The 21,531-nt window shown below is 64.6% G+C and carries 20 protein-coding genes and 1 tRNA gene; 7 read left to right on the forward strand and 14 right to left on the reverse strand.

What is annotated here, in order from left to right; genetic code table 11:
• Nucleotides 1–40: 40 nt before the first annotated feature.
• The 3 genes from BMI90_RS12410 to BMI90_RS12420 all read left to right on the forward strand — a co-directional run bounded on the left by BMI90_RS12410 (nucleotide 41) and on the right by BMI90_RS12420 (nucleotide 4,681).
• On the forward strand, nucleotides 41–1,129 hold the full coding sequence (locus BMI90_RS12410) for a BMP family ABC transporter substrate-binding protein (protein WP_078529810.1): 1,089 nt from the start codon (nucleotides 41–43) through the stop codon (nucleotides 1,127–1,129).
• Nucleotides 1,130–1,346: 217 nt separating this feature from the next.
• Entirely contained in the window at nucleotides 1,347–2,633 is a 1,287-nt protein-coding gene (locus BMI90_RS12415; RefSeq protein ID WP_078529811.1) for an FAD/NAD(P)-binding oxidoreductase, read from the forward strand.
• Between the two features lie 161 nt (nucleotides 2,634–2,794).
• The gene (locus tag BMI90_RS12420; protein WP_078529812.1) at nucleotides 2,795–4,681 is read left to right on the forward strand and encodes an OmpA family protein; all 1,887 of its coding nucleotides are present in this window, start codon (nucleotides 2,795–2,797) and stop codon (nucleotides 4,679–4,681) included.
• A gap of 84 nt (nucleotides 4,682–4,765) precedes the next feature.
• Here BMI90_RS12420 and BMI90_RS12425 read toward each other — a convergent pair.
• Nucleotides 4,766–4,842, reverse strand: a tRNA-Met gene (locus BMI90_RS12425).
• 138 nt (nucleotides 4,843–4,980) lie between these two features.
• Between BMI90_RS12425 and selD the strand changes: the two genes are divergently transcribed.
• On the forward strand, nucleotides 4,981–7,146 hold the full coding sequence (selD, locus tag BMI90_RS12430; RefSeq protein ID WP_078529813.1) for a selenide, water dikinase SelD: 2,166 nt from the start codon (nucleotides 4,981–4,983) through the stop codon (nucleotides 7,144–7,146).
• 73 nt (nucleotides 7,147–7,219) lie between these two features.
• Here selD and efp read toward each other — a convergent pair whose 3' ends face one another.
• Nucleotides 7,220–7,789, reverse strand: a complete 570-nt coding sequence (gene efp, locus BMI90_RS12435; protein ID WP_078529814.1) for an elongation factor P — start codon at nucleotides 7,787–7,789, stop codon at nucleotides 7,220–7,222.
• A gap of 96 nt (nucleotides 7,790–7,885) precedes the next feature.
• On the opposite strand from efp, the gene epmA reads away from it, so the two are divergent.
• Nucleotides 7,886–8,920: an EF-P lysine aminoacylase EpmA gene (gene epmA, locus BMI90_RS12440; protein ID WP_078529815.1), complete on the forward strand. Its 1,035-nt coding sequence runs from the start codon at nucleotides 7,886–7,888 to the stop codon at nucleotides 8,918–8,920.
• A 30-nt stretch (nucleotides 8,921–8,950) separates the two neighbouring features.
• Here the strand turns inward: epmA and BMI90_RS12445 are convergent, their stop codons facing one another.
• The 5 genes from BMI90_RS12445 to BMI90_RS12465 form a co-directional block, all read right to left on the reverse strand.
• Nucleotides 8,951–9,334 carry a DUF2237 domain-containing protein gene (locus BMI90_RS12445; RefSeq protein WP_078529816.1) on the reverse strand — a complete coding sequence of 128 codons (384 nt, stop codon included), beginning with the start codon at nucleotides 9,332–9,334 and terminating at the stop codon, nucleotides 8,951–8,953.
• Nucleotides 9,335–9,350: 16 nt separating this feature from the next.
• Nucleotides 9,351–10,511: a serine hydrolase gene (locus BMI90_RS12450; RefSeq protein WP_078529817.1), complete on the reverse strand. Its 1,161-nt coding sequence runs from the start codon at nucleotides 10,509–10,511 to the stop codon at nucleotides 9,351–9,353.
• A 108-nt stretch (nucleotides 10,512–10,619) separates the two neighbouring features.
• Entirely contained in the window at nucleotides 10,620–11,102 is a 483-nt protein-coding gene (locus BMI90_RS12455; RefSeq protein ID WP_146671288.1) for a winged helix DNA-binding protein, read from the reverse strand.
• A gap of 155 nt (nucleotides 11,103–11,257) precedes the next feature.
• On the reverse strand, nucleotides 11,258–11,533 hold the full coding sequence (locus BMI90_RS12460) for a succinate dehydrogenase assembly factor 2 (RefSeq protein ID WP_078529818.1): 276 nt from the start codon (nucleotides 11,531–11,533) through the stop codon (nucleotides 11,258–11,260).
• Entirely contained in the window at nucleotides 11,530–11,910 is a 381-nt protein-coding gene (locus BMI90_RS12465) for a helix-turn-helix domain-containing protein (RefSeq protein WP_078529819.1), read from the reverse strand. Before BMI90_RS12465 ends, BMI90_RS12460 begins: the two co-directional genes overlap by 4 nt.
• A gap of 81 nt (nucleotides 11,911–11,991) precedes the next feature.
• Between BMI90_RS12465 and BMI90_RS12470 the strand changes: the two genes are divergently transcribed.
• Entirely contained in the window at nucleotides 11,992–13,194 is a 1,203-nt protein-coding gene (locus BMI90_RS12470; RefSeq protein WP_078529820.1) for a pyridoxal phosphate-dependent aminotransferase, read from the forward strand.
• 26 nt (nucleotides 13,195–13,220) lie between these two features.
• Entirely contained in the window at nucleotides 13,221–13,622 is a 402-nt protein-coding gene (locus BMI90_RS12475) for a hypothetical protein (RefSeq protein WP_078529821.1), read from the forward strand.
• A gap of 225 nt (nucleotides 13,623–13,847) precedes the next feature.
• Here BMI90_RS12475 and BMI90_RS12480 read toward each other — a convergent pair whose 3' ends face one another.
• The 7 genes from BMI90_RS12480 to ureG form a co-directional block, all read right to left on the reverse strand.
• Nucleotides 13,848–14,321 carry a c-type cytochrome gene (locus BMI90_RS12480; RefSeq protein ID WP_078529822.1) on the reverse strand — a complete coding sequence of 158 codons (474 nt, stop codon included), beginning with the start codon at nucleotides 14,319–14,321 and terminating at the stop codon, nucleotides 13,848–13,850.
• Between the two features lie 184 nt (nucleotides 14,322–14,505).
• Entirely contained in the window at nucleotides 14,506–15,201 is a 696-nt protein-coding gene (gene urtE / locus BMI90_RS12485) for an urea ABC transporter ATP-binding subunit UrtE (RefSeq protein ID WP_078529823.1), read from the reverse strand.
• A gap of 1 nt (nucleotide 15,202) precedes the next feature.
• Nucleotides 15,203–15,973, reverse strand: a complete 771-nt coding sequence (gene urtD, locus BMI90_RS12490; RefSeq protein WP_078529824.1) for an urea ABC transporter ATP-binding protein UrtD — start codon at nucleotides 15,971–15,973, stop codon at nucleotides 15,203–15,205.
• Complete coding sequence (gene urtC / locus BMI90_RS12495) at nucleotides 15,970–17,193, reverse strand: urea ABC transporter permease subunit UrtC (protein WP_078529825.1); 1,224 nt, start codon at nucleotides 17,191–17,193, stop codon at nucleotides 15,970–15,972. Before urtC ends, urtD begins: the two co-directional genes overlap by 4 nt.
• Before the next feature lie 94 nt (nucleotides 17,194–17,287).
• Entirely contained in the window at nucleotides 17,288–19,273 is a 1,986-nt protein-coding gene (urtB, locus tag BMI90_RS12500) for an urea ABC transporter permease subunit UrtB (RefSeq protein ID WP_078529826.1), read from the reverse strand.
• Between the two features lie 58 nt (nucleotides 19,274–19,331).
• Nucleotides 19,332–20,633, reverse strand: a complete 1,302-nt coding sequence (gene urtA, locus BMI90_RS12505; protein ID WP_078529827.1) for an urea ABC transporter substrate-binding protein — start codon at nucleotides 20,631–20,633, stop codon at nucleotides 19,332–19,334.
• Nucleotides 20,634–20,903: 270 nt separating this feature from the next.
• Complete coding sequence (ureG, locus tag BMI90_RS12510) at nucleotides 20,904–21,530, reverse strand: urease accessory protein UreG (RefSeq protein WP_078529828.1); 627 nt, start codon at nucleotides 21,528–21,530, stop codon at nucleotides 20,904–20,906.
• Nucleotide 21,531: the final 1 nt, after the last annotated feature.

Raw genomic sequence — 21,531 nt, forward strand, 5'->3', positions numbered from 1 at the left:
AAGCCCCCGCAAGAGGGCGCAACAACCTGGGAGTTACGCGATGAACCGCAGATCCTTTCTGAAAACCACCGCCGCGACAGCCATCGTCGCGGGTGCGGGCAGCCTGCCCGCATTCGCCGCCGACGAGCCGCTGAAGATCGGCTTCATCTATGTCGGCCCCGTGGGCGACATGGGCTGGTCCTACCAGCACGATCAGGGCCGTCAGGCGATCGAAGCCGCCTATGGCGACAAGGTCCAGACCTCCTTCATCGAGAACGTTCCCGAAGGCCCCGACGCCGAGCGCGCCCTGACCCAGCTCGCGCTGGAAGGCAACAAGCTGATCTTCGCGACCTCGTTCGGCTTCATGGACGCCGTGATGAACGTGGCGAAGAAATTCCCGGATGTGAAGTTCGAGCACGCCACCGGCTACAAGCTCTCTGACAACGTCGCGATCTATGACGCGAAGTTCTTCCAGGGCCGCGCCATTCAGGGCACGATCGGCGGTCGCATGACCAAGACCAACAAGATCGGCTACATCGCCTCCTTCCCGATCCCCGAGGTCTACCAGGGCATCAACGCGGCCTATCTCGCCGCGAAGAAGGTCAACCCCGATGTCGAGATGAAAGTCGTCTGGGCCTACACCTGGTTCGACCCGGCGAAAGAGGCCGACGCGGCCGCAGCCCTCATCGCCGATGGCGTGGACGTGCTGCTCCAGCATACCGACTCGACCGCACCGCAGGCGAAAGCTCAGGAAGCGGGCAACGTCATCACCTTCGGTCAGGCCTCCGACATGTCCTCCTTTGCGCCGATGCCGCGCGTGTCCTCGACCATCGACAACTGGGCGCCCTATTACGTCAAGCGCGCGGGCGCGATGATGGACGGTGCCTGGGCCTCGCAGGCGACCTGGGGCGGCATCGATACCGGGATGGTCGAGATCGGCGAGATCTCGGACGCGGTTCCCGCCGAGGTCAAGGCCGAGGCCCTTCAGCTCAAGGAAGATATCGCCTCGGGCAAGGTGCACCCCTTCACCGGCCCGCTCAAGAAGCAGGACGGGTCCGCCTTCCTCGCCGATGGCGAAATGGCGACCGACGAGCTGCTCCACTCGATGACCTTCTACGTCGAAGGCATCACCGCCGAGCCGCCGAAATAATCCGCAAGACGGAGACAAAACCCTGAAGGGCCGGCCCGGAGCCGGCCCTTTTCACATTGTTTCAGCCGAAGGTGTTCGCTTCACGTTACCGTCAGACTTGTCCCAAAGGAGAATTAGGCGCAAGAATTGCAGGGCCGGTCCGCTTGACACATTCAAACATTTGCATCTAACGAATGAGTCAATAGAAATTGACAACCGGGGAACGGGAGGAAGAGAAATGGCACATATCGTGGTGCTTGGCGCAGGTCTTGGTGGCGCCATCATGGCTTATGAATTGCGTGACCAGATCCGCAAGGAAGACGAAATCACCGTCATCACCAAGGACCCGAAGTATCACTTCGTGCCCTCGAACCCTTGGGTTGCCGTCGGCTGGCGTGACCGCAAGGACATCACCGTCGATCTCGAACCGACGATGAAGAAGAAGAACATCAACTTCGTCCCCGTCGCCGCAAAGCGTCTTCATCCCGATGACAACAAGGTCGAACTCGAGGATGGCCGCGAGATTTCCTACGATTACATCGTGCTCGCCACCGGCCCGGAACTGGCTTTCGACGAGATCGAGGGTCTGGGCCCGGACGGGTTCACCCATTCGGTCTGCCATGTCGATCACGCCGAAGATGCCGGCACCGCGTTCAAGCGTTTCTGCGAAAACCCCGGCCCGATCATCGTGGGCGCCGTGCAGGGCGCATCCTGCTTCGGCCCCGCCTACGAGTTCGCCTTCATCCTCGACACTGCGCTGCGTCGCGCCAAGATCCGCGATCAGGTTCCGATCACCTTCGTGACCTCTGAACCCTATGTCGGCCATCTCGGCCTCGACGGCGTCGGCGACACCAAGGGTCTGCTCGAATCCGCGATGCGCGAGAAGCACATGAAGTGGATGGTCTCGAGCCGCGTGAAGAAGGTCGAGGACGGCGTGATGCATGTCGAGGAAATCGCCGATGACGGTTCGGTCAAGGCGACCCACGAGATGCCGTTCAAATACTCGATGATGCTGCCCCCCTTCCGTGGCATCCCGGCCGTGATGGGCATCGAGGGCCTCGTGAACCCGCGCGGCTTCGTCATCGTCGACAAGCACCAGCGCAACCCGAAATACCCGAATGTCTTCGGCATCGGTGTCGGCATCGCCATTCCGCCCATGGGTCCGACCCCGGTGCCGGTCGGCGTTCCGAAGACCGGTTTCATGATTGAATCGATGGTCACTGCGACGGCGCATAACATCGGCAATATCCTCCGCGACAAGGAGCCCGACGAAACCGGCACCTGGAACGCGATCTGTCTGGCCGATTTCGGCGACTCGGGCATCGCTTTCGTCGCTCAGCCGCAGCTCCCGCCGCGCAACGTGAACTGGTCGAGCCAAGGCAAATGGGTCCACCTCGCCAAGATCGGCTTCGAGAAATACTTCATGCGCAAGCTGCGCAAGGGCACCTCCGAGCCCTTCTACGAAAAGACGGCGATGAAGATGCTGGGCATCGACAAGCTCAAGGCGGTCAAGAAGACCCACTGAGCTATGGAAAACCCAGGGTTTTCACAGTGATCGAGGGGCGGGCCCGCGGGTTCGCCCCTTTGCCGTTTTTCGCTCACCGGCCTGGTGCACGGGAACACACGCCTTAGTGAGACGTTCACTCCCCCGACACGCGGCCTGATGCCGCGACGAAGGGAGATAACATGAACCGCTTGAGAACGTCGACCGCACTGATTGCCGGTCTTGCCGCCCTCACCCCCGCGATCGTGCCTGTCGCGGCCCTCGCCGAGACGACCGCTGACACCGCCTGCATTGCGCAGGAAATCTCTGCGGGCCAAACCGAGGAACAAGCCCGCAAGAACTGCGAGGAACAAGCCAAGGCAGCCGAGGATACACCCGCGCCGGCTTCCGATACCGCTCAGCCCGTCGAAGGCGCCGCGCCGGTCGACGGATCCCCTCCTGTCGACGCGGCCGACGCCGTTGACGGGTCGGCCCCGGTCAACCCGGCCGAAATCGTGCCGCCCGCGGAAGGAGGCACCGGCGCAGAGCCCGCGCCTGAAACGATGGCACCGGCCGATCCCGCCCCGATGACCGATCCGCAGGCCGATCAGGCAGCCAAGGCGGCGATCGAGGGCACGACGCCCCCGGCGGAACAAACCCCGGCCGAAAGCGCGGCCTCCGAGCCCGTAGTCACCCCGGAGGCTTCGGCGGATGCCGATGCCAAGGCAAGCGTCGAGGGCGGGACGGCGCCTGCGCCGCAACCGACGGCCGAGGCGAAGACGATCACGCCCGAAGCAGACGCAACCGGGGAAGCGGCCGCGCAGACCGAGGTTCAGCCGGTCCCCCAGACCGAAGCCCAGACTGAAACCCAGACCGATACGCAGACGGCGTCTCAGGCTGAAACCCAGACCCAGCCGCAGGCCACCGAGAACGATCCGAACGAAACCTCGGCCAAGTTCATCGCCCCGGAAGAGGCGAAGGTGCTCGAACAGGCCATCGCGGCGCAGCAAAGCGCGTCGGAAGGTGCACCGGTGGAAAATCAGGCGCTCGCCGCCCCGGCCGATGCCCCAATCGACGAGACGGCCAGCACCGAGGAGACTGTGACCGAAGAGACCGCGCGCAGCGCCTCCGAGGATTTCTCGACCAAGGTCACGGCCACGCCCACCGGCGAGGTCACTGCCAGCGACACGAAAAAGAAGAAAAAGGACCGGGTGAGCCCGCTTGAGACCGCAGCGCTTGCTGGGCTCGGGGCGCTCGCTGTTGGCGCGCTGCTCAATAACGGCTCGAAAGTCGCCGTGAATTCGGGCGACCGGGTCGTGGTGCAGAACCCCGACGGCTCCTATGCGCTGGTCAAGGACGACAACGCCCTGTTGCGCCAACCGGGCTCGACGATCCGCACGCAGGATTTCGCGGACGGCTCCTCGCGCACCATCGTGACCAAAGAGGACGGCTCGCAGATCGTGACGATCTACGACGCGCAACGCCGTATCCTCAAGCGCACGCTGATCCAGCCCGACGGCACGCAATATCTGCTGATCGACGATGCGCGCGGCGCAGAGCCGGTCGATGTGACGACCCTGCCCAAGGCAAAGCCGGTTGCCACGATCAGTTCGAGCAACGAGGCGGCCTTGCGTGAGGCGCTCTCGCGTCAAAGCGACACCAACCGCGCCTTCACCCTCTCGCAGGTGCGCAATATCGAGCAGGTCCGCGATCTCGCCCCCGCCGTCACGGTCGAGAACATCACCTTCGAGACCGGCTCGGCCGCGATCCAGCCCGACCAGGCCCGTGCGCTTTCCGCACTCGGTCAGGCGATTCAGCAGCGTATCGCGGAAAACCCGCGCGAGCTGTTCCTGATCGAAGGTCATACCGATGCGGTGGGCAATGCCGCCTATAACCTCGCGCTCTCGGACCGCCGCGCGGAAACCGTGGCGCTGGCGCTGAGCGAATATTTCGGCGTCCCGGCCGAAAACCTCGTGGTGCAGGGCTACGGCGAGCAATATCTCAAGGTGCCGACCGAAGGCCCGTCCGAGCAAAACCGTCGCGCCGTGGTGCGTCGCATCACCGACCTGCTGCGCATGGCCTCGAACTGAAGCCCCGAACCTCCCCGAGACCGAAAAGGAAAAGGGCGCCTGTGAAGGCGCCCTTTTTCGCGTTTTCCCCAAGGAGGGGGAAGTTGGTGGCGAGGGGGGGACTTGAACCCCCGACCCCACGATTATGAGTCGTGTGCTCTAACCAGCTGAGCTACCTAGCCACTGCGGGGCTAACTAAGAAAACTGTCCGTCCCCGTCAAGGGCGTTTTCGTCGAAAAATCGCAAGCACTCCGATGCGACAGAATGGGAATTGGCGAAGCGGCGCGCAAAGGCTAGGCATGAGGGGAAGAGGAGAGATCATGCACGCCGCCCCCACCCTGCCGCTCACCCGCGACATCGTTCTGATCGGAGGCGGGCATTCGCACGCTCTGGTGCTGCGGATGTGGGGGATGAAGCCGCTGCCGGGCGTGCGGCTGACGGTCATCAACCCGCTGCCGACCGCCGCCTATTCGGGCATGCTGCCGGGCCATGTCGCGGGTCATTATGCGCGGTCGGAGTTGCAGCTCGATCTGGTGAAGCTCGCACGCCACGCGGGCGCGCGGCTGGTGCTTGGGCGCGCGACAGGCATCGACCGGGCGCGAAAATTGATCGAAATTCCGGGGCGCGCGCCGATCGCCTATGACGTGGCCTCGATCGATATCGGGATCACCGCCGAGATGCCGCAACTGCCGGGCTTTCTCGACCATGTCACCCCCGCCAAGCCCCTCGATGCCTTTGCCGACGCCTGGGAGGCTTTCGCGAGCGCCCCGCCCGAGAACCCGCGTGTCGCCGTCGTGGGGGGGGGCGTGGCCGGGGTCGAATTGGCGCTAGCCTGTGCGCATCGCCTGCCGCAAGCAAACGTCACCGTCTACGAGGCCGCGCCCGAAGCGCTGCGCGCCCTCGGAACAGGGGCGCGCAACGCCATGCTGCGCCACTGCGCGCGCCTCGGCGTCACGATCGAGACCGGGGCGGCGCTGACCGGGGCGGAGGCGGGGCGGCTGCTGCTCGAAGGTGGTCGCGTGGCCGAGGCCGATTTCGTCATCGGCACGGGGGCCACGAAACCCGCCGACTGGCTGGCGCAAACCGGGCTCGATCTGACTGACGGCTTCGTCACCGTCGGCCCGACGCTGCAAAGCTCGGATCCGTCGATCTTCGCCGCAGGAGACATCGCCCATCTCAGCCACGCGCCGCGCCCCAAGGCGGGCGTCTATGCGGTGCGCGAGGCCAAGCCGCTTTTCGCCAATCTGCGGGCCGCGGTGACAGGCCGGGCGATGCAGCATTACCAGCCGCAGCGCGATTACCTGAAACTGATCTCGGTCGGCGGCAAGCACGCGGTCGCGGATAAATGGGGGCTGCCGCTCGACGGCAAATGGCTCTGGCGCTGGAAGAACCGCATCGACCTGAAATTCATGGAGAAAGTCCATGACCTGCCCGCGATGCCAACGCCCGCGCTGCCGGCCGAACGCGCGCAGGGGATCGAGGAAGTGCTGGGCACCAAGCCGATGTGCGGCGGCTGCGGTGCGAAGCTCGGCGGTCAGGCGCTGCGTGACGCGCTGGCCGACCTGCCCGCGCCCGCGCGAGCCGATGTCCTGAGCGGTCCGGGCGACGATGCGGCGGTGTTGTCCTGCGGCACGCAAACCCAGGTCTTCACCACCGATCATGTGCGCGCCTTTAGCGAAGACCCGTGGATGCTGGGCCGAATCGTCGCCCTGCATGCGATGAGCGATGCCTGGGCGATGGGTGCCGCCCCACAGGCCGCGCTGGCGCAGGTCACCCTGCCCCGCCAGTCCGAGGAACTCGGCGCGCGCGCGCTGCGCGAGATGCTGGGCGCGGCATCCGAAGCCTTCCGCGAGGCAGGATGCGATCTGGTCGGCGGGCATACCTCGATGGGGGCCGAGCTGACGCTTGGCTTCACGGTGACGGGCCTGACAGAACGTCCGCTCGGGCAGGACGGCGCCCGCCCGGGCGAGGCGCTGATCCTGACCAAGCCGCTTGGCACCGGCGTGATCCTCGCCGCCGAAATGGCCAAACACGCCCCCGGTGATGCCGTGGCGGGCGCGCTGGCAAGCATGTCGCAGAGCTCCGCTGCCGCCTCTGCGATCCTCGCCCCCGTGGCAAGTGCAATGACCGATATCACGGGGTTCGGGCTGGCCGGGCATCTGCTGGGGCTTTGCGAGGCGTCACACGTTTCCGCCGAGCTCGATCTCGCCGCGATCCCGATGCTGGAGGGTGCCGAAGCGCTGGCGGCGGCGGGAGAGCGTTCGACGCTCCTGCCCCAGAATATCGCCAATTGCGCAGGCCGGATGACCGCCCCGCCCGGGCCGCGCACCGATCTTCTCAACGACCCGCAGACATCGGGCGGGCTGCTGGCCACGGTGCCTCGGGCTCAGGCGGAAGACCTGCTGGCCGCGCTCACAGCCGCTGGCTACCGTGCCGCCCGGATCGGTGTCATCGCCGAGGGGCCCGCTTTCCTGCGCGCGCACTGACCGGCCGCCAAACCAACAAAGAAAAAGGCGCCCCGCGAGGGCGCCTTTCCCAATTCCGAATCCGCGAAAAGGATCAGTCCTTCGCGCGCTCCACATAGGTGCTGTCTTCGGTGTTGATCACGATGCGGGTGCCCACGCCGATATGCGGCGGCACCATCACGCGGATCCCGCCGGTGCAGGTCGAAGGCTTGTAGCTCGACGAGGCCGTCTGGCCCTTCACGACCGGCTCGGTCTCTTCGACTTCGACGGTCACTTTCTGCGGCAGTTCGATCGCGATTGCGGCGCCCTGGAAGGTCTTCAGGTAAACCCGGATCCCGTCGCGCAGGAACACTTTCGCATCGCCGATCACGTCTTCCGGCACGGCGATCTGCTCGTAGGTGTTGGGCTCCATGAAGTGGTAGCCTTCGCCGTCGTCATAGAGGAAATCGTATTCGCTTTCCTCGACATGGGCGCGCTCGACCTGCTCGGTGGTGCGCCAGCGTTCCGAAACCTTCGTGCCATCCGAGATGCGGCGCATGTCGACCTGGGTGACAGGCGTGCCCTTGCCGGGGTGGATGTTCTGCGCCGAGAGCACGACATAGAGCTTCTCGTCGATTTCGAGAACGTTGCCCTTGCGGACCGAGGAAGCGATGACTTTGACCATGGAGTTTCCTTGTGGATCTTCGAAACGGGCTCTAGCGCCCGGGTTGCAGGTCGCCTAAACCATTTGCGCCCCGATTTCCAGCCTGAAAGGCTTGCCATGCCCCCGTTCTGGAGCCCCGAACGCCACGCCGACCGCCGCCCAGCACTTCTCGCGCGCAACCGTATTCAGGCGACGATCCGGGGCTGGCTGGCCGCGCAGGAGTTCGTCGAGGTCGACCCTTGTGCGCTTCAGGTCTCGCCCGGCAACGAGGCCCATCTGCACGCCTTCGCAACCGATCTGATCGGCAATGACGGGCAGGCGCGGCGGATGTATCTGCACACCTCGCCCGAATTCGCGATGAAGAAGCTGCTGGCGGCAGGCGAGCCGCGCATCGCGTCCTTCGCCCATGTCTGGCGCAACCGCGAGGCGGGCAAGCGCCATTCGCCCGAGTTCACGATGCTGGAATGGTATCGCGCGGGCGAGGATTACACCGTGCTCATGGAAGATTGCGCGGCGATGCTGCACATGGCGGCGGAGGCTGCCGGGACATCAGTGCTGCGCTATGGGGCGGCCGAATGCGATCCCTTCGCCACGCCCGAGCGGCTCTCGGTCGCAGACGCCTTCGCGCGCCATGCCGGTGTCGACCTGTTCGCCTCCTGCGAGGGGGCCGAAACCGATGCGGCTGCACTTCGCGCCCAATGCGCGGCGACTGGGTTTCCGGTTGCCGAGGATGACAGCTGGTCGGACATGGTCTCGAAACTGCTCGTGGCCAAGGTCGAGCCGCATCTGGGCCACGGGCGCGCGACGATCCTTGATCGCTACCCGCTGGCCGAGGCGGCGCTCGCGCGCCCTGCCCCCGACGACGCCCGCGTGGCGGAACGGTTCGAGCTTTATGCCTGCGGGGTGGAGCTGGCCAATGGCTTCGGCGAGCTGACCGACGCCGCCGAACAGCGCCGCCGTTTCGAGGCGGATATGGACCTGAAAGAGCGGCTCTACGGCGAGCGTTACCCGATCGACGAGGATTTCCTCACCGCCCTCGAGATCATGCCCGAAGCCTCCGGCATCGCACTTGGCTTCGACCGGCTGGTAATGCTGGCGACAGGGGCGCCAAAGATCGAGGATGTGCTCTGGGTGCCGGTCGGTTCGGTCTGAAAGGGGCAGCTCGGGCCTGAGCCCGCACCACTAGCGTTCCTTGCTCTCCGCCGCATTCGCCACGAGAACCGCCATCGGCACGATGCCCAACGCGTCGCGGTGGGTCGAGGCAAGCATCACCTTGGGCGCGCAGCCTTCTTCGACCGCCTCGAGAAAGCGCGACGCGCACAGGCACCAGCGATCTCCGGGTTTGAGGCCGGGGAAATCATGGAACGGACGCGGGGTCGACAAGTCGTTTCCGACATATTTCGACCAGGCGAGGAATTCCGCCGTCATGATCGCGCAGACCGTGTGAGAGCCGGAATCCTCCCAGCAGGTATTGCAGCTGCCATCGCGAAAGAACCCGGCGCGGGGCCGGAGCGAACAGGGCTGCAAGGTTCCCCCCAGGACGTTCACCGCCTCGTACATCTGCATACGCGCCCCTCCCCTTTCAGGAAATTTCGGCGATGCGGCGCAACATGGCAAGGTTTTCCTCTTCCACGCCTTCCTGTTTGAAAAGGCGGTCGGCGGCATTGATCGCGACGACGACGTCATGGGCGGGGCTGATATAGACATGCTGGCCGTAGATGCCGCGTGCGAAATAGTCGCCGCCATGCTCGGCCGTGTCGACGGGCACCCACCATTGATAGCCGTAACCTTCCCCCTTGGGGGCCTGCAGAACGGTCGATTGGGCAACCCAGGCTTCGGGCACGATCTGGCGCCCGTTCCAGAAGCCCTTTTGCAGGAACATCTGGCCGAAGCGGGCGTAATCGCGCGTGCGCAGGTTCAGCCCGCCAAGGACGAAGCTGACACCCTTGCCATCGGTGAGCATCACCGGCGAGGCCTCCAGGCCCATCGGCTCGATCAGCAACTCGCCCATCACCTCGGCCGGATCCGCCCCGGTCCCGCCCGCGATCACCATGCCCAGAACATGGGTGTCGATCGAGACATAGAGCATCCGCGCGCCCGGGTCGGCCTCGCGGGTCTTGAGCGAGGCGGCGAAGGCGTTCATCGACCGCCCCATCGCCAGAACCCGGCCCATCTTGTTGATATCGGAATGGAAATCCAGATAGTCCTCGTTGAAGGCCACGCCCGAGGACATCATCAGCGCATCGCGGATCGACACGCCGTCATAGGCCGTGGCTTTCAGGTCCGGCGCGAAACGGGTGAGCGGCGCGTCGAGATCGGGGATCACGCCCTGATGGTGCAGGATACCGAAGGTCGCCGAGAGAAAGCTCTTCGCCATCGACCAGGAAATCCGCAGATCCTCGGGTTTCGTGCCAAGAAAATAGCTCTCATGGGTAATCTGGCCGTGGCGCAGCTTGACCAGTGCCGTCACTGAGCGCCGTTCGATCCAGTCCCCGACCCCGGCGGGCAACCCGTCATCGTCACCGCGCGCAAGCTCCGAGACGGGGCCATTTCCGCGATCGATCACCCGCGAATGGAAAAGCGCCGGCATGTTGGAGAAATTCGACACGATCCGGTCGGGCTCGAACAGACGGTTCACCTCGCGCAGCCGCGCGATTTCGTCACGTTTCCACCAGGCCAGCCCCGCGACCGGCAGTGCCGCCGCCATGCCTGCCCGTATCGCCCAGCGTGCCAGACCCTTCATGCCGTGCCTCCCTTTCGTTTCCGAAAAGGAAGCATGCAGCCCGCGCCCTATCAAGGCCTACGACGCGTCACCGCGCAATCCTCGCAGAAGGCACGGCGGGCAAGGGGCTTAGTAGATATAGCGGATCTGGTCGGTCCAGTAACGCTCCATCCGGCGCAAGGTGTGGTTCATCTCCTCCATCGTTTCGAAGGTGATGACCCCGCGCGTCTCCATGCCCGATGCGTGCCGCTCGAACAGGCCCGCAACATTGTCCCGCAGCTCGCGCCCCTTGACGGTCAGCCGCACCCGCACCGAACGCCGGTCGATCTCACAGCGCTGATGGTGCATGTAGCCCGTCTCGACCAGCTTCTTGAGATTGTAGGACACGTTCGAGCCCTGATAGTAGCCGCGCGATTTCAGCTCCCCCGCGGTCACCTCGTTCTCGCCCACATTGAAGAGCAAAAGCGCCTGCACCGGGTTGATCTCGAGGATACCCAGCCGCTCGAACTCGTCCTTGATCACATCCAGAAGCAGCCGGTGCAGCCGTTCCAGCAGCGAAAGGCTGTCCAGATATCCTGCCATCAGCCCCGGCGTCGCCGGCGCGGGCATCATGTCGTTTGCAGATTTCTGCACGGTCATTTCATTCTCCGCCAGTTTCGCTGCCCCTGACAGGCGACCTTGGCGGGAAATGGGAAATATAACGTTAAGCCACCCGGGCTTTGCGCTAGTTCGTCGCGATAGCCACGCCATAACGACGCGATCGGGCCTCAGCTCTTGGTGATGTGGCGCTCACGCGCGAACTGTCCGATTTCGGCGAGCAGGCCGAGATAGTGCGGCGGGCAAGGCTGCGCGCCCGAGACCCAGGGGTAAAGATCCTGGTCGTTTTCCTCGAGAAGCTGATCGTAGAGATCGAGCGTCGGCGCATCGAGTTCGGGCAGGCGCGCATCGGCATAGGGGCCGAGGATCAGGTCCATTTCCTTGATCCCGCGCCGCCAGCTGCGCATCCGCATCCGTTTCAGCCGTGCCTCGCGCGTCTCGCTCATGCGTCTTCTCCTGCCATCAGCCGCTTCTCGAGCCGGCCCAAACGCGCGTCGAGCTCTTCGAGCCCGGCCCGCACTTCGCGGATCTCGCGCACCAGAGCGCGATCCTCCTGCGCCTCTGCCACCTGATCGGGCGGCCCGTCAAGCCCCTCGCCCTCGCCGGTCATGAGCCACATCAGCGTCACGTTCAGCATGCCCGAGAGCATCTGGAGCCGGTTTGCCCGCGGCTCGGCCACGTCGTCCTCCCAGGCGGCCAGCGTCTCCAGCCGCACGCCCAGGCGCTTCGCCAATTCCTCCTGGTTCAACCCCGCCGCCTCGCGTGCGCCAGCCAGACGATCCCCGAAGGTCGCGCTCGCCTCGCCATACCAGTCTTCGGCCATGGTTTCCTCCGCTTTCGCTTGAATGCCGGTTGGCCCAAGCCTAAGAGGTCGGGGACCAAGTTACAAATCGGAGGCGACCCGATGGCATTTCTTTCCGACACTCTCGCCCGCGTCAAACCCTCGCCCACCGTGGCGATGACCGGGAAGGTTGGCGAACTGAAAGCGCAGGGTCGCGACGTGATCGGCCTCTCCGCGGGCGAGCCCGATTTCGACACGCCCGACAATATCAAGGCCGCCGCAAAGGCCGCCATCGACGCGGGCAAGACGAAATACACCGCCGTCGACGGCATCGCGGAGCTGAAGCAGGCGATCTGCGACAAGTTCGCCCGCGAGAACGGTCTGTCCTACGAGCCCGCGCAGGTTTCGGTCTCCTCGGGTGGCAAGCAGGTGCTCTTCAACGCGCTGATGGCGACGCTCAACCCCGGCGACGAGGTGCTCATCCCGACGCCCTATTGGGTGAGCTATCCCGACATGGTGCTGATCGGCGGCGGCACGCCCGTTTTCGTCGAGGGCGATCCCGCGACGGGCTACAAGATCAGCCCCGAGGCGCTGGAAGCCGCGATCACGCCCAAGACCAAGTGGTTCCTCTTCAACTCGCCCTCGAACCCCTCGGGAGCCGCCTATTCGCGCGATGAGCTGACCGCGCTGACCGATGTTCTGATGCGCCACCCCCATGTCTGGGTGATGACCGACGACATGTATGAACATCTCGTCTTCGACGGGTTCGAATTCACCACCCCCGCGCAGGTCGAGCCGGGCCTTTATGACCGCACGCTGACCGTGAACGGCGTGTCGAAGGCTTACGCGATGACCGGCTGGCGGATCGGCTATGCGGCGGGCCCGAAAGAGCTGATCGCGGCGATGCGCAAGGTGCAAAGCCAGTCCACCTCGAACCCCTGCACGATCTCGCAATGGGCGGCGGTTGAGGCGCTGAACGGCCCGCAGGATTACGTCACCACCTCGCGTGAGGCCTTCAAGCGCCGCCGCGATCTGGTGGTCGCGGGCCTCAATGCCTGCCCGGGCATCACCTGCCCCACCCCCGAAGGCGCGTTCTACGTCTATCCCTCGATCGCCGGGTGCATCGGCAAGACCTCGGCTGGCGGGCGCAAGATCGAGACGGATGAGGATTTCGCCACAGCCCTTCTCGAAGAGAACGACGTGGCCGTGGTTTTCGGCGCGGCCTTCGGCCTTTCGCCCAATTTCCGCATCAGCTACGCTACATCCGACGCAGCGCTCAACGAGGCCTGCGCGCGCATCAAGGCGTTCTGCGAAGGGCTGTCGTGAGGGCGAACGGCCCGGGAGGTTGGTGAATGGGTGATCTGCCGGAGTACTATTTCCGGGTGAAGGAAAACGGCGCGACGGTGTTCCGCGTCGACACCGAGAACCGGCAGCGCCGGATCGAGATGGACCCCATCGCCAACGTCAACATCCGCAATGGCGAGATCAAACCGCAAGGCGATCGGGAATTGTCCGCCACGGACCGCGCCGAGATCGAGGCCTGGATCGCCCATCGCCGCGAGGTGCTCGCCCAGCGAGATGTCGACGACATCCTGCGCGCGGTCGACCATCTCAACCTTGTCACGCAATGGGCGCAGTCGAAGGCGACCGATGCTCAGCTCGAAGAGATCACCGACACGCTTTTGCTGACGATGCACGACTTGCGCACGGTGCTCGTGCGCAAGAAGGCCGAGCGGCTGGGCGCAGGCGGCTGACGCAGAGGTTTGTCGTCGAGCGACGGGACCGCGCCACCTATCCCCCGAACTACGCCCCTAGCCGCCAGCCGGAAGAAAAGCGGCCGCAAATGCCACGGCAAGAAACCAAGCCGCGATGGCGATCCGACTGCGGTCCTCCGGCGCAAGGCGTCCGCGCCCATGCAAAAACCGCCCCCTAACGGATCGCTCTCGATCGAACCGCCACGGGCCTCCCTCGTCCCTTCCTCACTGCGGCATGATCGGCGGCGCCATCACGATATAGGGCGTTCTGGGCGTCTCTCCGGGCGGCAACGCCTCGGGCATCGGATCGCCCGGCGCGCCGAGCGACTTGATGTAGCGATAGAGTGAACGCAGGTCGCTCTCGGGCATCGCGTGCATGTTGTAGAACGGCATCGGCGGCTTGGCGGTGAAGGTCTTCGCATATTTGACGAAGGCCTCCTCATCCATCTCCTTGATCTCGTCTCGCAGGTTGACCGCGTATGTCGTCCCCCATGGCCCCTGCCAGCCAAGCGGCACGCCCCTCAGCGCCGCCTCCGGATCGATCTTGCCTCCGGATTCGTTATAGCCCGCAGTGTGACAGTCATGGCATCCCGAGGTGATCGAGATCAGCTCGCCACGCGCGACGGAGATCTCCTGCGCCACAACGCCCGAAGAACTGGCCAGCGCGCCAAGCGCGGCCAATACAAAGACATGTCTCATGGGTTTCTCCCCTTCCCCTATGAACGGGCGCGCCCCTCAGGGGACCACCCCCCGCGATCCGGCCGTTCCTCTACACGCCGCCACATTCGGGACCGGACCCGGAGGAAGTGTGCGACCAGGGGGCCGAGTCGGGCAAGTGAGCCAAAAGAATGACGGGCGCTCGCCCCGCACCGGCTTGTGCGGATCAGACGCTCACCACCTCGCGTAGCGCCTCGCGCGTGAGGGTCTCTTTCGTGCCCTCCATCGCGACCTCGCCACGCTTGAGGACATAGAAGCGGTCCCCGAGATCGTGGGCGAAGTCGAAATACTGCTCGACCAGCACGATCGCCATATCCCCCTTCTCGCGCAGGTAAGAGATCACCCGCCCGATCTGCTGGATGATGTTCGGTTGGATGCCCTCGGTCGGTTCGTCGAGAAGCAAGAGCTTGGGCTTCATCAGCATCGCCCGCGCGATCGCGAGCTGCTGCTGTTGCCCGCCCGAGAGATCCCCGCCCCGGCGATGCAGGAAGTCCTTGAGTATCGGGAAGAGCTCGTAAATCTCGTCGGGAATGAAATGCTCGGATTTCGGCAGGCAGGCGAAAGCCGTCTCCATATTCTCGCGCACCGTCAGCAGAGGAAAGATCATCCGGCCCTGCGGGACGTAGCCCAGCCCTGCCTTCGCCATCGCCTGCGGCGGCACCCGCCCCATCGCCTCGCCATCGAGCACCACTTCGCCGCCCGACCGGATATGTGTGCCCGAGATCGCCTTGAGAAGCGAAGTCTTGCCCACCCCGTTCGTGCCCATGATGCAGGTCACCTCGCCCGCGCGGGCCACCATGTCGATCCCGTGCAGGATCTGCGAGCCGCCGTAATGCAGCGTCAGCCCCGAAACTTTCAGCATCTCAGCGCCCAAGATACACCTCGATCACTCTTTGGTCCGCCGTCACATGGTCGAGCGTGCCTTCGGCCAGCACCGACCCTTCATGCAACACCGTCACCTTGCAGTTCAGACGGCGCACGAATTCCATGTCATGCTCGACCACCACGACCGCGCGGGTCTTCGCCAGTTCCACCAGAAGGGCCGTGGTCTGTTCGCGCTCGGCCAGCGTCATGCCCGCCGCCGGTTCATCCACCAGCAGAAGGCGCGGCTCCTGCGCGAGCAGCATCCCTATTTCCAACCATTGCTTCTGCCCGTGGCTCAGTTCGCCCGCCTTGCGCGGCAAGTGATCGCCCAGCCCCACCTGCGCGGCGATCTCCTCGACCCGCGCACGATCCTTCGCCCCGGCCTTCCAGACCAGAACCGAGAATGGGCTGCGATTGGCCTTGAGCGCCATCATCAGGTTCTCGGTGACGGATTGATCCTCGAAAACGGTGGGTTTCTGGAACTTGCGCCCGATCCCCGCCCGGGCGATCTGCGCCTCGTTCATCTTCAGCAGGTTCTGGTGCGTCTCGCCCCAGAGAACGCGGCCCTCGTCGGGGCGGGTCTTGCCGGTAACGATATCCATGAAAGTCGTCTTGCCAGCACCGTTCGGACCGATCACCGCGCGCAGTTCCGCCGGACCGATCGCAAAGCTCAGGTTGTTGATCGCGCGGAAGCCGTCGAAGGTGACCGAGATCCCCGAAACCTCGAGCTGCGCATTGCCCGGCTGAGCACCAATGACGCGATCGCTCATTCCTGCGCCTCCCCTTCGCGGAAGGCGCCCTTGTCCGGCCCGAGCGGCGCACCATGGCGCTTCGGGCTGCGGATCCCCTCGAGGAGATCGACGATCCCCGACAGCCCCTTCGGCGCGAGCAGCGTCACCAGCACGAAGGCCAGCCCCAGGAGCACCTGCCACCAGTCGACCCATTGGATCGTGTAGAAACCCAGCGGGATATCGGGCACCCGCCCCCCGGTGAACCAGCTCGAGACGATCGAGACGAAAGCCGCGCCCATGACCGCGCCGTAAAGCCGTCCGCGCCCGCCGATCGCGACCCAGACCGCGAGATAGATCGAGGCGATGGGCGCCATCTCGCCGGGGTTGATGATCCCGGCCTGCGGATAATAAAGCGCGCCCGCGATGGCCGCGATGATGGCAGTGAGAGTGAAGACGAAAAGCTTGTAGCCCTCGACCGAGTAGCCCAGAAAGCGCACCCGCGCCTCATCATCGCGGATGCCGCGAATGACCGAGCCGAACTTGCCCGAGACGATGAAGGCGGCGGCGATATAGCCCAGCCCGAGTGCCACGGCCGAGGCCCAGAGGAACCAGACCGAGAGGTGATCCTGATTTGCGCTCACGCCGGGGATGTTCTGCAGCCCCGATAGGCCATTGTTGCCGCGCAGCCCGCTCTCGTTCTGGAAGAGGTAGAGCGACAGCGCCAGCGTCATGGCCTGCGTCAGGATCGACAGGTAAACGCCCGTGACCCGCGAGCGGAACGCGAGCCAGCCGAAGATCAGCGCCAGCAGTCCCGGCACCAGCACCACGAAGAGAAGCTGCATCGGCAGGTTGCCCGCGAAATGCCAGATCGCGGGCAGATCCGATCCGCCGACCACGCCGAAGATCTGCGTGCCGATGGCGTCATTGATTTCTTGCGGCGTCATCGGGAACTCGCCCGCAGAGCTGAGAACGATGTCGCGGGTGCGCTCATACATCAGCCACATGCCGATCATGTAGCCGCCCAGTCCGAAGAAGGCGAAATGGCCGAGGCTCAGGATGCCCGTATAGCCCCAGACCAGATCCATCGCGATGGCGATCAGGCACAGGCACAGCGTCTTGCCCAGCGTTTTGACCATCGAAGTCGAGATCATCCCGGGTCCGTAGGCGTGAGAGAGAAAAGTGACACCCAGCGTGAAGACCGCGAGGATCAGCAGGAACCACAGGACGGAGGGGTTCTTGGCGAGAAAACCGGATCTCATGCGCGGGCCTCCGAGGTTGCAGCGGGGGTTACGCACCCCCGCACCCCCGCGGGATATTTGGACCAAGAGGAAGGTATAAGGCTCTGTCTCATGCTCAATCCCCCGCGGCCCGGCCCTTGAGCGCGATGATGCCGCGCGGGCGGAACTGGATGAAGATGATGATGAAGAGGATCATGTAGGTCTGGGCTGCCAGCGTATTCGACGGATTCAGCCATTCGATCCCCTTTTGCAGCACGCCGATGAGGCCAGCCCCCGCGAGCGTGCCGAAGATCGAGCCGACGCCGCCTACCACGACCGTCATGAAAGATTGGACGATATAGTCCTGCCCCATCTCGGAGGTGACTTTCGCGAAGAGGCCGATGGCGACGCCCGCGATGCCCGCGATACCCGAGCCGAAGCCGAAGGCGAGCATGTTGATTCGGTCCGGGTTGATCCCCATCGAGGCCGCCATCGAGGGGTTCTGCGTCACCGCGCGGACTTCGAGGCCAAGACGGGTGCGGCGCATCACCCAGAGGTAGAGGGCGAGGAAGATCAGCGCGAGGACAAAGATCGCGATGCGGATATAGCTGATCGACACCACATCGTTGAGCGTCCAGGCCCCGTCGAGCCAGGGCGGCGAGGTCAGCGGGCGCGCCTGCGTGCCGAAGATGTTCTTGAAGAGCTGTTGCAGCGCGATGGAGATCCCGAAGGTCGCCAGCAAAGTCTCGAGCGGGCGTTTGTAGAGCCAGCGGATCACCAGCCGCTCCATCGCGACGCCCGCCCCGAAGGTGATCGCGAAGGCCAAGGGCAGCGCGATCAGGATGGATGCCGTGTAATCGGGCACGAAGAGCTGCACGACATAGCCGGTATAGGCGCCCATCGTGATGAACTCGCCATGCGCCATGTTGATCACCCCCATCACCCCGAAGGTGATGGCCAGACCGATGGCCGCGAGGAAATAGATCGAGGCGAGCGAGAGCGCATCGAGGCCGAGATCGACCGTCTGCATCGCCGCCACCGTGCGCCCGACGCGGGTCAGTGCGGCATAGGCGGCGGTCGTGACCTCCGGGTCGGGCTCGGCATAGATATCGGCATATTGGTGATCGGTGACGAGCTTGTCGGCCTCGGCATCGGTCAGGCGCTGCGGGACGATGCCCGCGGCGGCGAGCGTCGCGTAGGCCTCTTCGCGCTTGGCAGGATCGGCCATTGCGGCCAGCGGCAGCCCGCCCACCTGACCGCCCTCCACATGCGCCGCCAGGGCCTGCTGCATCTCGGAGGCCGAGATCCGCGCGGGCGCGATCTTGGCGGCGACGAGCATCGCATAGGCTTCATCCTTGGAGATATCGCGACCGGGCTTGAGCGCCTTCGCGACATTGCCCTCCGGCGCGCCGGCGAAGGCTGTGCGGGTCGTGGCCACCAGAGGGTTCAGCGTGGCGCGGAAATCGAGGCCCAGATCGGAGCCGAAGCTCTCGATCGCGGCCACGCGCTCGGGGGCATCCTTGCCAAAGCGGATGGTCAGCAGACGCTCCAGACGCTCCATCTCTGCCTTGATCGCGGGATCGGGTTCGTCAGGGATCGAGGCGCGCAGGGGTTCGAGATGCGAAGCCTCGCCGTCCCGCTCGATCGCGGTCAGGGCGTCGCGGCGCTTCTTCGGGTCGGGATCGCTCAGCAGAAAGCGTACCAGCGCCGCGCCGATCTCGGCGCGCACACCGGAATTGGGTTTGATCTCCTTGATATCCGATTTCGGCGCGGTGCCTGCGGGTGCGCCCGTCGCTGGATCGGACAGAGCGTAATCACCGCCCTTTTTCTCGATGATGAAAAACGCCCCATCGCTTTCGCGTTGGCCCACGCGCTTGTCGGCATAGGCTTGGAGGAATCGCGACGCCCCCTTACCCGAGGCGGCGATCGCCGCAATGACCGGGCCGATGGTGCGCCGCGACGGCTTGGCGATTTCCTTGGAATACTCGGCGAGTACCGCCGCCAGCCCCGTAATCTGAGCCTGCGCGGCCTCGGCCTGCGGCGCGGTGATGCCGGTCTCCTGCGCCTGCCCCGGCAAGGCAAACGCAAGCAAAAGCCCAAGCGCGATCAGAAACTTGCGCATCCTGCCCCCATGGATGGAAAAAGGCGGGAGAGCCTGTGCCCTCCCGCCCGAAGGTCGATCAGTAATTCGACTTCTTCTGCACGCAGGTCTTCGTCTCGGTGTTGTACATGCCACAATCGAGGCCCGGCCAATCCGATTTCAGCACCGCCGATTCCGGCAGGAAATCGGTCCAGGCATCGCCCGGCACCGGATCGGTCTGCGAGATGATGTCGAACTGGCCGTCTTCCATGATCTCGCCGATCAGCACCGGCTTCGTCAGGTGGTGGTTCGGCAGCATCTTCGCGGTCGAGCCGGTGAGGTTCGGGAATTCCTGCCCCGGCATCGCCTCGATCACCTTGTCGATATCGGTGGAGCCGACCTGCGTCACCGCCTGCACCCACATGTTGAAGCCGATATAGGTGGCTTCCATCGGGTCGTTCGTCACGCGGGTATCGTCGCCGGTGAAGGCGTGCCACTGCTCGATGAAGGCCGCGTTCTCGGGGGTGTCGGCGCTCTCGAAATAGTTCCAGGCGGCGAGTTGGCCGACGAGGTTCTTCAGATCCGCTTCACCAAGGCCCGACAGTTCCTCTTCGCCGACCGAGAAGGCGACGACGGGGATGTCGTCAGCGGTAATGCCGGAAGCCGCAAGCTCCTTGTAGAAGCCGATATTCGCGTCGCCATTGATCGTCGAGATCACGCCGACCTTCTTGCCGTCCGCCCCCAGCGCCTTCACGTCGGCCACGATCTTCGACCAGTCCGACTGACCGAACGGGGTGTAGTTCACGAAGATATCGCTCTCGGCGATGCCCTTCGATTTCAGATAGGCGTCGAGGATGTTGTTGGTGGTGCGCGGGTAGACGTAGTCGGTGCCCAGAAGGGCGAATTTCTCGACGCCGAGCTCCTCGAGGAAGTAATCCACCGCCGGGATCGCCTGCTGGTTCGGGGCGGCGCCGGTGTAGAACACGTTGCGCGAGCTTTCCTCGCCCTCATATTGCACCGGGTAGAACAGCAGACCGTTGAGCTCTTCGAGCACCGGCAGCACCGATTTGCGCGACACCGAGGTCCAGCAGCCGAAGATCACGTCGACCTTGTCCACGGTGATCAGCTCGCGCGCCTTTTCGGCAAACAGCGGCCAGTCGGAAGCCGGGTCGACCACGACCGCCTCGAGCATCTTGCCGTTGATGCCGCCCTTCTTGTTCTGCTCCTCGACCAGCATCAGGACGGTGTCCTTGAGCGTGGTTTCCGAGATCGCCATCGTGCCCGACAGCGAGTGCAGGACGCCGACCTTGATCTTGTCCTCTTCGGCGAAGGCAATGCCCCCGCTCATCGACATGGCACCGGCAAGCGCCGCGGACATCATCAGTTTACGCCGTGTGATCATTTCATTTCCCTCGTTCCGTCAGCCTGCACACGGGCCCGTTTTTCGGGCTCTCTCGGCGGCTGAACCTCCACTTTTGGATGGGCCGGGACCATTCCCCACTAAGGCCCGGGCGCGCCGTTTTCGGCTACCCACGACATCCAAACCTTGACGCTGCGTCGCGGCAAAACAATCCGCGTCCACGCAGCCAAAACCCGCCTCGAAAGGCGGGCTTGCCGGAGTTTTGCGCAAAGGAAATGGCCGAATGCCCAAAAAACAATCAGGCAGTCGTAATCAGGCGGGAATCGGATGCAGGACGAGCCCGCCCTCGCGCACGAGAAATGCCACGATCTCGTCGACCCCCTCACCCTGCCGCAAGTTGGCCATCACGTAGGGCCGCTCACCCCGGGCGCGTCGCGTATCGGCTTCGAGCAGCTCCCGATCAACCCCCACATAGGGCGCGAGCTCCACCTTGTTCACCACCAGCAGATCGGATTTCGTCACCCCCGGCCCGCGCTTGCGCGGGATGTCCTGACCGGCAGCCGTGTCGATCACATAGATCGTCAGATCGGCCAGTTCCGGCGAAAAGGTTGCGGCCAGATTGTCGCCCCCGCTCTCGATCAGCACCAGCTCCAGATCCGGGATCTTGGCGCTCAGATCGGCGATGGCGGCGAGGTTGATCGACGCATCCTCGCGGATCGCCGTGTGCGGGCAGCCGCCCGTCTCGACGCCACGAATTCGATCTCCCGGCAGAACCTGCGCGCGCATCAGCGCCTCGGCATCCTCGCGGGTGTAAATGTCGTTCGTCACCACCGCCATCGACACGCGCGCCGCGAGCGCCCGCGCCAGTTGCTCGGTCAGCGTGGTCTTTCCCACGCCCACCGGCCCGCCGATCCCAACCCGCAAAGGCCCGTTGCCCATA

The organism is Thioclava sp. L04-15 (assembly GCF_002020275.1).
In the GTDB taxonomy this organism is placed as follows: domain Bacteria; phylum Pseudomonadota; class Alphaproteobacteria; order Rhodobacterales; family Rhodobacteraceae; genus Thioclava; species Thioclava marina.